10 protein-coding genes are annotated in these 13,199 nt (G+C 69.5%); 5 read left to right on the top strand and 5 right to left on the bottom strand.

Translation table 11 applies throughout. The features are described 5' to 3' along the window. The first annotated feature begins 277 nt into the window (after nucleotides 1-277). Genes ACFYTS_RS01870 through ACFYTS_RS01860 form a run of 3 tightly spaced genes read left to right on the top strand, consistent with a single transcriptional unit; the run spans nucleotide 278 to nucleotide 5,992 of the window. The gene (locus ACFYTS_RS01870; protein WP_357275665.1) at nucleotides 278-2,842 is read left to right on the top strand and encodes a protein kinase; all 2,565 of its coding nucleotides are present in this window, start codon (nucleotides 278-280) and stop codon (nucleotides 2,840-2,842) included. Next, nucleotides 2,839-5,286, top strand: a complete 2,448-nt coding sequence (locus ACFYTS_RS01865; protein ID WP_387300638.1) for a protein kinase — start codon at nucleotides 2,839-2,841, stop codon at nucleotides 5,284-5,286. Before ACFYTS_RS01870 ends, ACFYTS_RS01865 begins: the two co-directional genes overlap by 4 nt. 19 nt (nucleotides 5,287-5,305) lie before the next feature. Next, nucleotides 5,306-5,992 (top strand): nucleoside/nucleotide kinase family protein, encoded by a 687-nt coding sequence (locus tag ACFYTS_RS01860; protein WP_357275669.1) that lies wholly within the window; start codon nucleotides 5,306-5,308, stop codon nucleotides 5,990-5,992. Nucleotides 5,993-5,996: 4 nt separating this feature from the next. Here ACFYTS_RS01860 and ACFYTS_RS01855 read toward each other — a convergent pair whose 3' ends face one another. The 3 genes from ACFYTS_RS01855 to ACFYTS_RS01845 are packed head-to-tail and all read right to left on the bottom strand — an operon-like array spanning nucleotide 5,997 to nucleotide 9,375. Further along, nucleotides 5,997-6,890 (bottom strand): PfkB family carbohydrate kinase, encoded by an 894-nt coding sequence (locus tag ACFYTS_RS01855; protein WP_387300635.1) that lies wholly within the window; start codon nucleotides 6,888-6,890, stop codon nucleotides 5,997-5,999. A gap of 20 nt (nucleotides 6,891-6,910) precedes the next feature. Continuing rightward, nucleotides 6,911-7,741: an SDR family oxidoreductase gene (locus ACFYTS_RS01850; RefSeq protein WP_387300633.1), complete on the bottom strand. Its 831-nt coding sequence runs from the start codon at nucleotides 7,739-7,741 to the stop codon at nucleotides 6,911-6,913. Then, nucleotides 7,741-9,375: an aldehyde dehydrogenase family protein gene (locus tag ACFYTS_RS01845; RefSeq protein WP_387300631.1), complete on the bottom strand. Its 1,635-nt coding sequence runs from the start codon at nucleotides 9,373-9,375 to the stop codon at nucleotides 7,741-7,743. The genes ACFYTS_RS01850 and ACFYTS_RS01845 overlap by 1 nt, the downstream gene beginning before the upstream one ends. A gap of 156 nt (nucleotides 9,376-9,531) precedes the next feature. On the opposite strand from ACFYTS_RS01845, the gene ACFYTS_RS01840 reads away from it, so the two are divergent. Beyond that, nucleotides 9,532-10,797, top strand: a complete 1,266-nt coding sequence (locus ACFYTS_RS01840) for a helix-turn-helix domain-containing protein (RefSeq protein WP_357275678.1) — start codon at nucleotides 9,532-9,534, stop codon at nucleotides 10,795-10,797. A gap of 11 nt (nucleotides 10,798-10,808) precedes the next feature. Here the strand turns inward: ACFYTS_RS01840 and ACFYTS_RS01835 are convergent, their stop codons facing one another. After that, nucleotides 10,809-11,078, bottom strand: coding sequence for a DUF2277 family protein (locus tag ACFYTS_RS01835; protein ID WP_357275681.1), 270 nt, complete (start codon nucleotides 11,076-11,078; stop codon nucleotides 10,809-10,811). A gap of 193 nt (nucleotides 11,079-11,271) precedes the next feature. Here ACFYTS_RS01835 and ACFYTS_RS01830 point away from each other — a divergent pair, with 193 nt between their 5' ends. Further along, nucleotides 11,272-12,096: a DUF1266 domain-containing protein gene (locus ACFYTS_RS01830; protein WP_357087511.1), complete on the top strand. Its 825-nt coding sequence runs from the start codon at nucleotides 11,272-11,274 to the stop codon at nucleotides 12,094-12,096. Between the two features lie 58 nt (nucleotides 12,097-12,154). On the opposite strand, the gene ACFYTS_RS01825 is transcribed toward ACFYTS_RS01830, so the two are convergent. Next, nucleotides 12,155-13,021: a hypothetical protein gene (locus ACFYTS_RS01825; protein WP_387300628.1), complete on the bottom strand. Its 867-nt coding sequence runs from the start codon at nucleotides 13,019-13,021 to the stop codon at nucleotides 12,155-12,157. Nucleotides 13,022-13,199 lie beyond the last annotated feature (178 nt).

Raw genomic sequence — 13,199 nt, 5'->3', positions numbered from 1 at the left:
CGCGCGTTTAGCGCCACCGCTTCCTCCTCGGCGGCTCCGGCCGCGGCGATGTCCGCCGCTAATGCCGTGCCCTCGTCGTACATGCTCGTCGTCCCCCGTCGCATCGTGTCGAAATCGGGTGATCCGCTCGTGGCCCGCAAGTTATCATTCCGGCTATTGGTCGGGGATGATGGTGCTGGGTGTGGCGGGTTCTTTGTCCGAAGATCGGAATCCACGACATCCCCGGATCGACCGTGCGGATCGACGACATCCGTGCCGAGCCAGAATGGGTGCGGACATGGCTTCTGGTTCCGACTACCGTTCCGGCGCGTACTCTGCCGGAACCGAATCGAGTGCGGTCGTCGCTTTCGCGGCGGCCTGGGACTCCGCTGCGTCACCACCCGTTATCGCCGACTATCTGCCCGACGCCAGCACGCTGCGCCGGGGCGCGCTGCTGGAGCTGATCCGCGTCGACATGCGTCACCGGTGGCTGCGCCGCACGACCGGGGAACCGGCCACCCCGCCCAAACGACTGCGCGACTACAGCGCCGAATTCCCCGAGCTCGCGGTGGCCGATCTGCCCGCCGGGCTGGTGTACGAGGAGTTCGTCATCCGCCGCCACAGCGGCGAGCGCGTGGATCCGCGCGACTGCCTGCGCGAATACCCGGATCAGGCGAGCGAACTGCGGCAGCTGCTCAATGCCGACGATGAGGACCAGAGCACCCGCCGCGCCGGGCCCGATGAATCCACCCGCGGCGATTTCGAGCTCGACGCCACGCGCGGCGCCTGGCTCGACGAATCCACCCGGCTGCCGGTCGAGGCCACCACCCGCACCGGTCAGCCGATCGACGGCGACACCACCAGGGTGCCCGACGCGAGCGAGCTGACCCAGTACGAGGACCCCTCGCAGTTGGTCAGCGACCCGGCCGACCCCACCCGCGTCACCGACGGAGTCGCCACCACGCCCGACACCGGCGCGCTGCTCGATCGCATCGAGATCGGCCAGCGCATCGATGATTTCGACCTGCTGACCAGCCTCGGTTCCGGGGCGTTCGCCCGCGTCTTCCTGGCCCGGCAACGCTCCCTGCAACGCCTGGTCGCGGTGAAGATCTCCGCCGACCACGGCACCGAACCGCAGACCCTGGCCCAGCTCGACCACGACTACATCGTGCGCGTCTTCGACCAGCGGCTGCTCTCGGACGTGCGCACCGAATCCGGGCGGCGGCTGCGGCTGCTGTACATGCAGTTCCTGCCCGGTGGCACCCTGCTCGGCGTGCTGCGCTGGGTGCGCGCCACCCCGCCCGCCGAACGCAGCGGGCAACTGCTGCTGGACGCGGTGGACGCCGCCATGGAGGAGAAGGGCGAGATCCGGCCCACCGACTCCAGTGTGCGCGCCGAACTGGCCGGGCTGAGCTGGCCGGAAACCGTCGCGTGGCTGGGCCGCAGGCTGGCCGAGGCGCTGGACTACGCGGACTCGCACGGGGTGCTGCACCGCGACGTGAAGCCCGCGAACGTGCTGCTCACCGCCGAGGCCGTGCCGAAGCTGGCCGACTTCAATATCAGTTTCAGCCGCAATCTGGACAGTTCCAGCCCGGTCTCCTACTTCGGTGGTTCGCTGTCCTACATGTCCCCGGAACAGCTGGAAGCCTGCCATCCGGCGGCCGCGACCAGTGCCGCCGACCTGGACACCCGGGCCGACATCTTCTCCCTCGGCGTGGTGCTGTGGGAGCTGCTCACCGGGGCCAAACCCTTCGACGACACCACCGCCGGACCCGGCGACCACGGCGACCGCACCACCCTCGAGGCCATGCTCACCCGCCGCCGCCACGGCGTCGACACCGTGGCCCTGGACCGGGTGCCGCCCGACTGCCCGGCCGCGCTGCGCCGGGTCCTGCTCACCTGCCTCGAACCGTCCCGCGAGCAGCGTTGGAGCAGCGGCGCCGTCCTCGCCTCCCAGCTCGACCTGTGCCTGGACGAACGCGCCCGCGACCTGGTCGACCCGCCGCCGCACAGTTGGCGGAAACGGATGCGGCCGTGGCTGATGCCGCTGGTCATCCTGGCCGTGGCGATCCCGAACACCCTCGCCTCGCTGTACAACATCGCGCACAATCGGGCCTTCATCATCAGCCACCTGTCCGAGTCCGCCATGCGTACTTTCTTCCTCACCACCTCGTTGGTGAACCTGGTCTTCTTCCCCCTCGGCACGGCCATCATCGCCTACCTGTGCCGCTCGGTGATCGTGGTGCCGCGCGGCCTGCGCAAAGGCCGCGAATACGACGCCGAGACGCTACGCAGAGCCCGGGCGGACGTCCTGCTGGCCGGGGAACGCATCTCCCTGGTGGTGTTCTCGCTGTGGGTCATCGCGGGCTTCACCTTCCCGATGGTGCTGCGGATGACCGCCACCGACCTCCCGGCTCGCGGGATCGTGCACTTCCTGGTGTCGCTGGTGGTGTGCGGTGCGATCGCGGTGGCGTACCCGTTCTTCCTGGTCGCCTTCTACCTGGTGCGGTGCATCTATCCGATGTACCTGCGGCACGGGGACATCAGCGGCGAGGACGCGGTGTGGCTGCACCGGCTGGGACGACGCTGCACCACCTATCTGGCGGTGGCGGCGTCGGTGCCGCTGCTGGCGGTCGCGGGCGTGACGTTCCTGCCGCCGGAGGACATCCCCAAGGTGATCGTGGCGGTGCGCGTGCTCAGCGTCGGCGGGATCGCCGCGTTCGTGCTGATCTACATCATCTTCCGGGCCCTCGAAGCGGACCTGGCGGCGCTGGAACGGGTGGTCGCCCCGGCCCGTTCGGTGCACGAGACCGTCAAGGCCACGGAATCCGGCGACGGCGGTGACCCGGGTGCCGAGCCGTGAGTGAACTCTCGGCCCGAGCTCTCGCCCGTTTTGCCGCCGACTGGGAATCGACCCTGCGCGGCGACCGCCAGGAACCGCCGCCCCTGGCCGGGTACCTGCCCGACGGGCGCGCGGTCCGGCTCGAGGTCCTCACCGACCTGGTCCGTGTCGACATGCGGCAGCGCTGGCGCCGCGCCGGACTGGAGAAGCGGATCACGGAGTACCGCGACGAATTCCCGGAGATGGGAGCCAGCCCGGCCTTCGCCGACCTGGTGTGCGACGAGTACCTGGCCCGCAGCCGCTTCCGGCCCCTCGACGTGGACAGCTTCACCGCCGAATACCCCGAGGTCGCCACCGAGATCCGCCGCCGCTTCACCGGCGAGACCCCGCCGCCGCCTCCGCCGGTGCTGCCCGAGGGCATCGAAACCGGCCGCCGCCTCGACGATTTCGATCTACTCACCGATCTCGGCGGCGCCGACCACAGCCGCATGTTCCTGGCCCGGCAGCGCTCCATGCAGCGACTGGTCGCGGTCCGGGTGGAGGCGGGCACGGACAGCGACACCGACACCGTCGCCCAGCTCGACCACCAGTACATCGTGCGCGTCTTCGACCAGCGGCTGATCGCGGACGGCAGCACCGGGAAACCGCTGCGGCTGCTGTACATGCAGTACGTGCCCGGCGGCACCGCCGAGGGCGTGCTCGCCCAGCTGCGCCGCGAAGCCAGGACGGCGGGCAATGGCGGCAAACCCGGAGGCCGCGTGATCCACCGCGCCGCCCCCGCCACGAACGGGCTGCCCGACGGCGGATTGCTGCTGCGCGCCATCGATTCCGCCATGGAGGCCAAGGGCGAGAGCCGCCCGTCCGGATCGCCGGTACGGACCGACATCGCCGCCCTGAGCTGGCCCGAAACCGTGGCCTGGGTGGGGAGACGGCTCGCCGAGGCACTCGAATACGGGGAACGGCAAGGGGTGCTGCACCACGACATCCGGCCGGCCAATGTGCTGTTCACGGCCGAAGGGGTGCCGAAGCTCGCGGATTTCGCACTGGGGCCGATGTATTGGAGCACGGGCTTCATCGGGACGCGCGGCGCGACCGCGAATGGTGCGGGGGCACTGCGGTATCGGTCGCCGGAGGCGCTGCGGGCCCTGCTGGATTCGGCCGCGCCGTCACCCGGTCCGGCCAGCGACATCTACTCGCTCGGTGTGGTGCTGTGGGAAATGCTCACCGGCGCACTGCCGTTCGACGATCCCGAGGCGAGGGCCGAGGCTGGACACGACACCACCGCCGAACCGGGGGCCGGAGCCGCCCACGAGACCGCCCCCGAGCACGGGACCGTGGTTGAGCACGGGACCGGAGCCGAACGGGGGACTACTGCTGATCAGGGGGCCGGAGTCGAGGTGAAACCCGCGGCCGAGCTGGTGGCCACAGCCGAAGCGGAGGCCGGGACCGGGACCGAGGCCGTGCGGGCGATGCTGGCCCGCCGCATGGCCGGGGTGCCCGCGGCGGCGTTGGACAACCTGCCCCCGGACACTCCCGCCACCCTGCGGCGCGTGTTGCTGGAATGCCTGCGCCCCGACGCGTCCCGGCGCTGGCAGAGCGGCGCCCAGCTGGCCGGTCAGTTGGATCTGTGCCTGGATCCCGATGCCCGGGATCTGATCGACCCGCCCGCGCACAGTCTGTGGGCGCGGTTGCGGAGCTGGCCGGTGCCGATCGCGATGCTGTGCGTGGGCCTGCCGAACGCACTGGCCAGTTGGTTCAACATCCGGATCAACAAGAGCCTCATCGTGGATGAGCTGTCGGCGCCGGACCAGAACCGGTTCGAACAGGTGGCGCTGATCACCAATCTGGCGACTTTCCCGATGGCCGCGCTGCTGTTGTTGTGGCTGGCGCGGCGACCGTTGACGGTCTCGTATCGGCTGGGCCGTGGGCACGAGTACACCCCGGATCAGCTGGCCCGTGCCCGCGCCGACACCCTGCTGCTCGGAGAGCGGGTGGTGTGGGTGCCGTTCGCGTTGTGGCTGATAGCCGGAATCGTGTGGCCGCTGGCGCTGGCCGGAGCGGGAGCGCGTCTGCCGCACATGGCTTTCGCGCACTTCTTCACCGCGCAGGTGGTGTGCGCGACCATCGCGCTGGCCTATCCGTTCTTCCTGATCATGGTGTATTCGGTGCGGTCGCTCTATCCGCAGTTGTTGGCGCGCGGTTCGGTGGGGCACGAAGATCGGCGGCAGCTGGCGGCGCTGGCGCGGCGCAGCAATTTCTATCTGGCCGCGGCGGCGTCGGTGCCGCTGCTGGGTGTGGCGTCGGTGACCTTCGTGGCGACCGACGATCTGGGGTTGGTGATCGTGCCGCTGCGCATCCTCAGCGTGGGCGGGGTGCTGGCGTTCGTGGTGATCTACCAGTTGTCACGAATGCTGGAAGCCGATCTGGGAGCGCTGGTTCGCGCCATTCCCGAAGGCGGGCGCTGATTCCCCGTAGGCTCGTGGGGTGGCGATACGTGGCAGTGTCGAAACCTCCTTGGCGGAGTTGGCGGCGCGTGTCCGCCGGCGTGCTGAAGGTCATTCCGGTCGGTTTCTGCTGGGGATCGCAGGCCCGCCCGGGGCTGGCAAATCCACCCTCGCCCGCGGCCTCCGCGACGAACTGAACCTCGCCGCCGGGACCGCCATCGCCGAAGTCGCGCCCATGGACGGCTTTCACCTCACCAACGACCAGCTCCGCGCCGCCGGAATCCTGGACCGCAAGGGCGAACCGGAGACGTTCGACGCCGAAGGTTATGTGGCGCTGCTCCGAACGCTCCGCGACGCCGCCCCCGGCACCCCCGTGCCCTGGCCCACCTACGACCGCGACCTGCACGAACCGGTGCCCGGCGGCGTCGTCTTCGACCACCACGGCATCGTCGTCACCGAAGGCAACTACTTGCTCCTCGACGACCGCGCCCACCCGGGCTGGGCCGCCGTCCGCCCCCAGCTCGACGAGGCCTGGTACCTGGACGTGCCGCGCCCGATCATCGAACAACGCCTGCTGCGCCGACATATTCGCGGCGGCCGCACTCCCGCGGCCGCCCGCGACAAGGTGACCAACAGCGACCTGCGCAATGCGGTCCTGGTCGAATCCACCCGCGTCCGCGCCGATCTGGTGCTCCGCAAAGCAGGTCGCGGCTACCGCATCGACTGACCGGTTACCGCGCCGGCCGAGTGTCGAAGTGCCGCATCCATTCCCGGGTGCCGAGGTAGCGACACGAGGCGCCGGCCACGACGGCCGCCTCGCGCAGTGCCGCCGGGAAGTCCGCGCCGCGCTCGTGGAAGTGGCAGAACGCACCGTGCAGGATGTCGCCCGCCCCGAGCGTATCGATCGCGGGTTCGGCGGGAACCTGGACCTCACCGTGGCCGCCCGGCATCGAATAGCGGATCGGGCCGCCGCCCCCGGTGACCGCCACCAGCGCCGGGCCCATCGCGTGCAGGTGGTCGAACACCTCATGCACCGAATTCGCCGCTACCCCAGGCGGAGTGAAGGCACTCGAGCAGATCGCGATGTCCACGACGGGCAGCAGTTCGGCATGTACCGGTCGCCAGCGTCCGGCATCGAGCACTACCGGCACACCCGCCGCTCGAGCCGCCGTCGCGAGCCGCACGGCATGGTCGGGATAGTGGCCGTCCACCAGTAGCAGTGACGCGTCCGCGACCGTCTCGGCTGTCGAGTCGTCGAGATCCGGATGGATCCGCGAGCCGTCCAGCGACACGATGGTCCGGGTGGCCGCCTCGGTCGCGACGATGATCGAGGACACCGGCGGTTGCTGATCACCGTCCGGGGTGAGGTCGACGGCGGTGACGCCGTGCTGCCGCAGATCACCCCGGATCAGTTCCGCCAGTGGGTGTTTCCCCAGCGCGGTGACCAGCGCGGGGTGCGCGCCGGACAGGAACGCGTACGCGACCGCCGCATTGGCGGCCGGTCCGCCCGCGCCGAGGAACAGGTCGGCGGCCTGGGTCTTGGAGTCCTCGGCGGGATACCGGTCGACGGCATAGGCGAGATCCAGTGTCGACAATCCGGCGAAAACCGCACTCCTGCTTCCCATGCCGCCGACCCTACGGCGAGCTAGTCGCGCACCCGGTGCTCGTACGCCTTGCGCGCGTCGCCGTCCACATCGTCGAGGAAGGCGGTCTGTGAGCCCAGCGCCCGCCCGATGGCGTCACCCACGGCCTGCGGCAGCAGCCCCACGGCCTGTGCGATGATCCCCGCCACCGCGGTGACCCGCGCCTTCGCCTTGGGCGCCACGATCAGCTTGGCGATGGCGTCGGCGATCTCCTCCGGCTCGGCGGCGCGCATCAGCTTGGGCAGTGAAACCCCGGAGCCCAGTTCGGTTTTGGTGAGCGTGGGCAGCACCGAGGAGAACTCGAGTCCGGTACCCCGGTACTCCTCGCGCAGGGTGTCGGTGAAGCCGAGCACCGCGTGCTTGCTGGCGTTGTAGGTGGCCAGGCCGGGAATATGGCTCTCGCCCGCCAGCGACGCGATATTGATGACGTGCCCGCGGCCGCGCGGCAGCATGCGGGCGATGGCCAGTTTGGAGCCGAGGATCACGCCGTAGACATTGATGTCGAGGATGCGGCGGGTGATCTGGTCGGGCTCGTCCACCACGCGCCCGGTGGGCATGATCCCGGCATTGTTGATCAGCACGTCGATCGGTCCGAGGCGGCGTTCCACCTCGTCGAGGAAGCCCTCGAAGGACTGCTGGTCGGTGACGTCCAGCTTGTCGTAGACGTCGAAATCCCGTGCCGCGCCGGACTCTTTGACGGTGGTCTCGTCGATGTCGCCGATGGCGATCTTCGCGCCGAGCGCCTGCAGCGCGGTGGCGGTGGCCAGGCCGATGCCGCGCGCGCCGCCGGTGATCACCACGACCTTGCCGGTGATGGTTCCGAAGTCGGTCATCACTGCCCCCGCACGGTCTTGACGATGGCGGGCACGTTCAGACGACGCAGCCCGCGGGTGCCCGCGGCCCGCATGGCGCTCATGGCGAACATCAGCTTGGGCGGCGAATACGGGAACCACAGGGGTTCCTTGGTCATGGTGGGCAGGATCGGCTTGGTGATGGCCTGCTGGCGGCAGTACTTGCGCACGCCGTTGGGGCCGCCCCAGCGCGCGCCGGTGCCGGACAGGCCCCAGCCGCCCATGGGCAGCGCGAAGCTGAACATATTGGCGAACACGTCGTTGATATTGACCGCGCCGGCGTTCAGCTGGCGCGCAACGCGTTCGGCGCGATCGTTGTCGCCCGACCACACCGACGCGGACAGGCCGTAGATCGAATCATTGGCCAGCCGAATGGCTTCCGCCTCGTTGGCGACCTTCATGACCGGCAGTGTGGGGCCGAAGGTCTCCTCGGTCATGCAGGTCATGGTGTGGTCCACGTCGGCGAGCACGGTCGGCTCGAACAGCGTGCCGACGCCGGTCCGCTTGCCGCCGGTGGTGATTCGCGCACCCGCCTTGACGGCCTCCTCGACATGCCGCTGGACGATCTGGGCCTGGTTTTCGTTGGCCAGCGCGCCCATATCGAACTGCGGCTTGCGGCCGTCGACGCCCTGGCGGACCTCCTTGACCGCGGCGGTCAGCTTCGCCAGGAACTCGTCGTACACGGCGGCTTCCACGTACACGCGCTCCACCGAGATACAGACCTGTCCGGCGTTGAACAGCCCGCCGAAGGCGATGCCGTGCGCCGCCCGGTCCAGGTCGGCGTCGGCCAGCACGATGGCCGGGTCCTTGCCGCCGAGCTCCAGGCTGAACGGGATCATCCGCTCGGTGCAGGCCGCGGCGATCTTGCGGCCGGTGGCGGTGGAACCGGTGAACTGGATGTAGTCGGCGTTGCCGACCACGGCCGCGCCGGTCTCGCCCGCGCCGGTGACGACCTCGAAAACCGGGGGCGCGCCGATCTCACGCCAGCCGCGCGCCAGTTCGACGGCCGAGAGCGGGGTCACCTCGGAGGGCTTGAGGATGACCGCCGCGCCCGCGGCCAGCGCCGGGATCACGTCGATGACCGGCATGGCCAGCGGGAAGTTCCACGGGGTGATCACGCCGACCACCGGGTACGGGCGGAAGACGGTGGTCAGCTGCTTGACCCGGGCCAGCGGGCTGTGCGGCGAAGGGTGTTCGTCGGCGAGGAATTTCGCGGCGCGGCGGGCGTAGTAGCCGGTCAGGTCGACCGAGAAGGCCGGGTCGATGAGCGAGTCCACGCGGGCCTTGCCGGTCTCGGACTGCAGCACGTCGGCCAGGTGGTCGGTGTTGTCGACCAGCCAGTCCTGGAGCTTGAGCAGCCACTCCTTGCGGCCGTCGGGGCCCAGGGCCTCCCAGGCGGGCTGATGCGCGCGCAGCTCGCGGACCTTGGCCGCGACGGTGTCGGCCGAGTCGATCGGGACCGTCCCGGCGAGCGCCCCGGTCGCGGGGTTGCGGACCTCGAGCTCGGTGGCCGGCGTCGGGGCCTGGGGCTGCGGGGCGGCCTTGGTCGCGGTCCCGGCTGCCTTGCGGGTCCCGGTCTTGCGAGCGGTGCCCGCGGCGGGTTCGGTATTGGTCACGATGTGCCTCTCCCCATGCGCTACGTTGCGATCGCGAGCTGTGTGCCAGCTCACCGGACTATGATCGTGACACAATTTCGCGAGCCCATGCTTGGCCAATCGGGTCAATAGTTCCGGTCGGTTTTGTGCTCGGAGTACAAACCCCGGAGGTGCCCTGTGACGACGACGCTGAACAGTGCCGAGCTTCGGCAATGGATCGCCGATTTCGTCGCCGAGACCCTGCCCGCCGAAACCCTCGAACAGGTCGTCACCCGCCTCGACAACGCGATCATCGCCCGCATCCCCGAACTGCGCGACCGCGATATGCGCCGCGACCTGGCCGCCAGCAGCCGCGCCCACGCCGTCGCCGTGCTCAGCGGCCTCACCCAGGACCGCTTCGACTACCCGGTCCCCGAGGAAGCCCACGCTTTCGCCCGCACCGTCGCCCGCCGCGGCTACGACGTGCGCCTGCTGCTGCGCGTCTACCACCTCGGCCAGGAGGCCTGCATCGACTACATGACCGAGGTGCTCGAACAGCGGCAGCTGCCCCGCGATATCGAAAGATCGCTGCTGCTACGGCTTTTCGACCGAACCACGCGCTGGGTCAGCACCTCGGTCGAAACTCTCACCGACACCTACATGGCCGAACGCGAACGCGGCCTGCGCGCCGCTCTCACCCAGCGCGCCGAGATCGTGCGCAGCCTGCTCGACGGGGCCGACGTGGACACCGAGAGCGCCTCGGCCCGGCTCGGATACCGGCTCGGGCAACGGCATCTGGCGCTCGTGGTGTGGACCGACGAGGATGCCGCGCCGTTGCCGTCCGACGGCAGCGGTGAGGCGGTGGGCCGGCTCGACCGGATCGTGGCCCGATTCGCGGGCACGATCGGCAACGGCAGCCTGCTCACCGTGCCCTCCGGCGCGGCCGCGCTGTGGGCCTGGATCGGCGTGGACGGCGACGGAGTGTCCGGCCCGGCGATTCCCGGGCCGGACGATCCGGTGTGGTCGGTGGACGCGCCCGTGCGCGTCGCGGTCGGCGTGCCCGCCACGCACACCACCGGATTCCGGGCCAGCCACCGCGAGGCGGTCGCTGCCCGGCAGGTCGCCGAACGGGCCCGGCCGGATACGCCGCGGGTGCTGCACTACTCGGAGGTGGAGGTCGCCTACCTAGCGGGAACCGATGAGGCCGCGATGCGATCACTCATCACACGGGAACTGGGCGCACTCGTCGCGCCCGACCCGCAGTCGGCGCGATTGCGCGAAACCTTGCATGCCTATCTCCGAGCCCGGCGCAGCCCCGACGCGGCCGCGAAAATGCTCGGCGTGCACAAGAACACGGTGCGATACCGCGTTCAGCGCATAGAAGAACTACTCGGTCACTCACTCGACCAGCGCGGACCTCGGCTGGAGATCGCGCTCGACTGCGTGGCGGTGTATGGGGTGTGATTCGGCGAGCCTCAGCTCGCCTCCTCCGCGATGGCCTCCCGGGCGGCCCGGCGACGGGTGGGCGGTTCGCCCTCCGAGGCCCGGCGTTCCGGTAATTCGGCCAGCAATTGGGTAGTGGCCGCGGCGATTGCCGCGACCGCCTTGTCCACCGCCGTCTTGGTGGCCGTTGTCAATCCCGACACCCCGCCGACTTTCCGCACGTATTCCTGTGCGGCGGCATAGATTTCCTGCTCGGTGGCGGCCGGTGTGAGACCGCGCAGCAGGGTGATGTTCCCACTCATGCCCCCAGAGGTTAGCGTCGGATTACCCGCTGTGACAGGGCAAGATTCAGACAATTGCGTGACTGTGTCGTGCCGGGCCGCCGAAATTACGGACCGAATGGTTTGCCGATTATTCGCACCCGCCGCGACGGGTGTGGCAGACGCGATCGGCGAATAGGCGGCCACTCCAAGATCGATGGGGAACAATCGGGTTATGCCCGCCCGCGACGTACCCACGCTGACCACATTTCCCTATCCGGAGCTGGACCAGCGCGAAGACGATCATTGGTCCGGTGCGCAGGTCTCGGACGACGAACTGCGCGCACTGGCGCTCGGCGGCTTCTATTCAGCGCGCTGGGACGCCTTCCACGACGCGCTGCTGCTCGGACCCGAACGCGACCACCCCTTGGGCGATCGCCGCGAACTTGCCATCGACACCCTCACCGGCGCCTGGGGCATCACCGACGGCACCGAGGCCATGGCCTCGATGGAACAGCTGCTCGATGGCATGCACGGCCCGCTCTACGCGCTCGTGCATCCGCTCGTCATGGCGGCCATCAACTCCCCTGAACGCGACCGCTTCGGCGAACGCGCGGATCGTCATCGCGCCTTCCTACGCCAGGTCGGATCTTTCCGCGGCATGGAGAATCCCGAAGCCCTGGTCCGCGATTACGATATCTGGTCGCAGGCCATCAAACTCGGTCTCACCGACCACCTGGTCCGCCCGCTGCCCACCGATATCCAGGCCTGGGATCTGGCCCGTGTGGTGGCTGTCGCCCGCATGGCCTATACCGCCGGCTACCTCGACGCCGACGTCGCCTGGGACTACCTGATGCGGGCCCTGCCCCCGGCCCAGCGCAAATACCGCAACTGGCGGCAATTCGGCGACGCCTATCTGGCCGGGTGGACCTACTGGCAGGCCTGCGAGGACCTCGCGGAACTGAAATCCGGTGGCGTGGATCGGCGCATGGAATTGCTACGCCTGTGGATGCGTCCGACCAGCCCGTGGCGGCGGATCACGCTGCAGCCGGACGAATGACATCCCCGGTTCGGGGGCCATTCGCCCCCAAACCCGTGCCGCGGTCCGGCGGTGTCGATCAGTCCGGCAGGGACCGCAGAATTCCGCGGCCGTAACGCTGGAACTGCGCGTCGTCGACCATGCCGAGCGAATGGCGCTCGACCAGCAATTCCCACTCCGAGTACAGCTTCGCCACGCCCGGATCGGCCGGCCCGGCCGCACCGTCGGCGACCTCGCGCTGAATGGCGAAATTCAACGCGCCCGCGACCCGATCGGTATCGGCGCGATCGGTGCCGAGGAAATTCCAGATCAGATTGCCGTCACTGACCTCGAAACCGTATTCGCCCGGAGCGGAGTCCGCCGCGTCCTCGTCGTCGGTGGTGCGCGCCCACAGCAGGGTCGCGATCGGTAGCTCGTGGGCGAAACGCTTGCCCAGCCCGAGGGCCACGAAGATCAGCCGCGTGGTGGTGACCGCGAGCAGGCCGGTGGCCTTGGGCGCGGGCGCCTGCGCGGTGACCAGGGCGGTCTCCAGTACGTACTCGCCGGGCGTGACGAACCGCTGCAATGCCGCGATCGCGGGCTTGACGTCCCGCTTGGGGGCCATGCGCCGCACCGCGCGGTCCACGTCGGCGCGAGCGGGTCCGCTGCGACCCCAGGAGGGCGCGGGCGGGGTCAGATCGGGGGCGGCCACATCCAGCCGCTGGGTGGCCAGGATCTGGTTGTTGATCCGCTCGACGATGACGGTCGCGGCGGGCACATCGTGTTCGGCGATGAGCACCGGCAGCGGGGTCCGGTCGGCGGGGACTCCGGTCAGGACCGGGGTGGGGTAGCGGAGATAGATCTCGATGACGACGGCGTCATCGGCGCGCCGGTTCAAACGAACCTTCAGCAGGTCGCTCACCGGCACGTCGAGCACGCGCTCGCCGTCCGTTCCAGGTCGCAGCACCGTCAACCGCCCGTTGCCATGACGCACAATCGCCGTGGGTGTCCGTAGCTCGACTATGTCCATACCCCCTGCGCTCTGTTGTGTCGCCACTCACGATGTAACGACCATGCCATGATTGTGACCACGAGGTCCGACACCAGGGGGTGATCGAACCGACGTGTTGCCGCAAGTGGTCGGG

Origin of the sequence: Nocardia sp. NPDC004151 (assembly GCF_042874235.1) — a bacterium.
GTDB lineage: Bacteria > Actinomycetota > Actinomycetes > Mycobacteriales > Mycobacteriaceae > Nocardia.
This window is presented reverse-complemented; position numbering and strand designations above follow the sequence as displayed.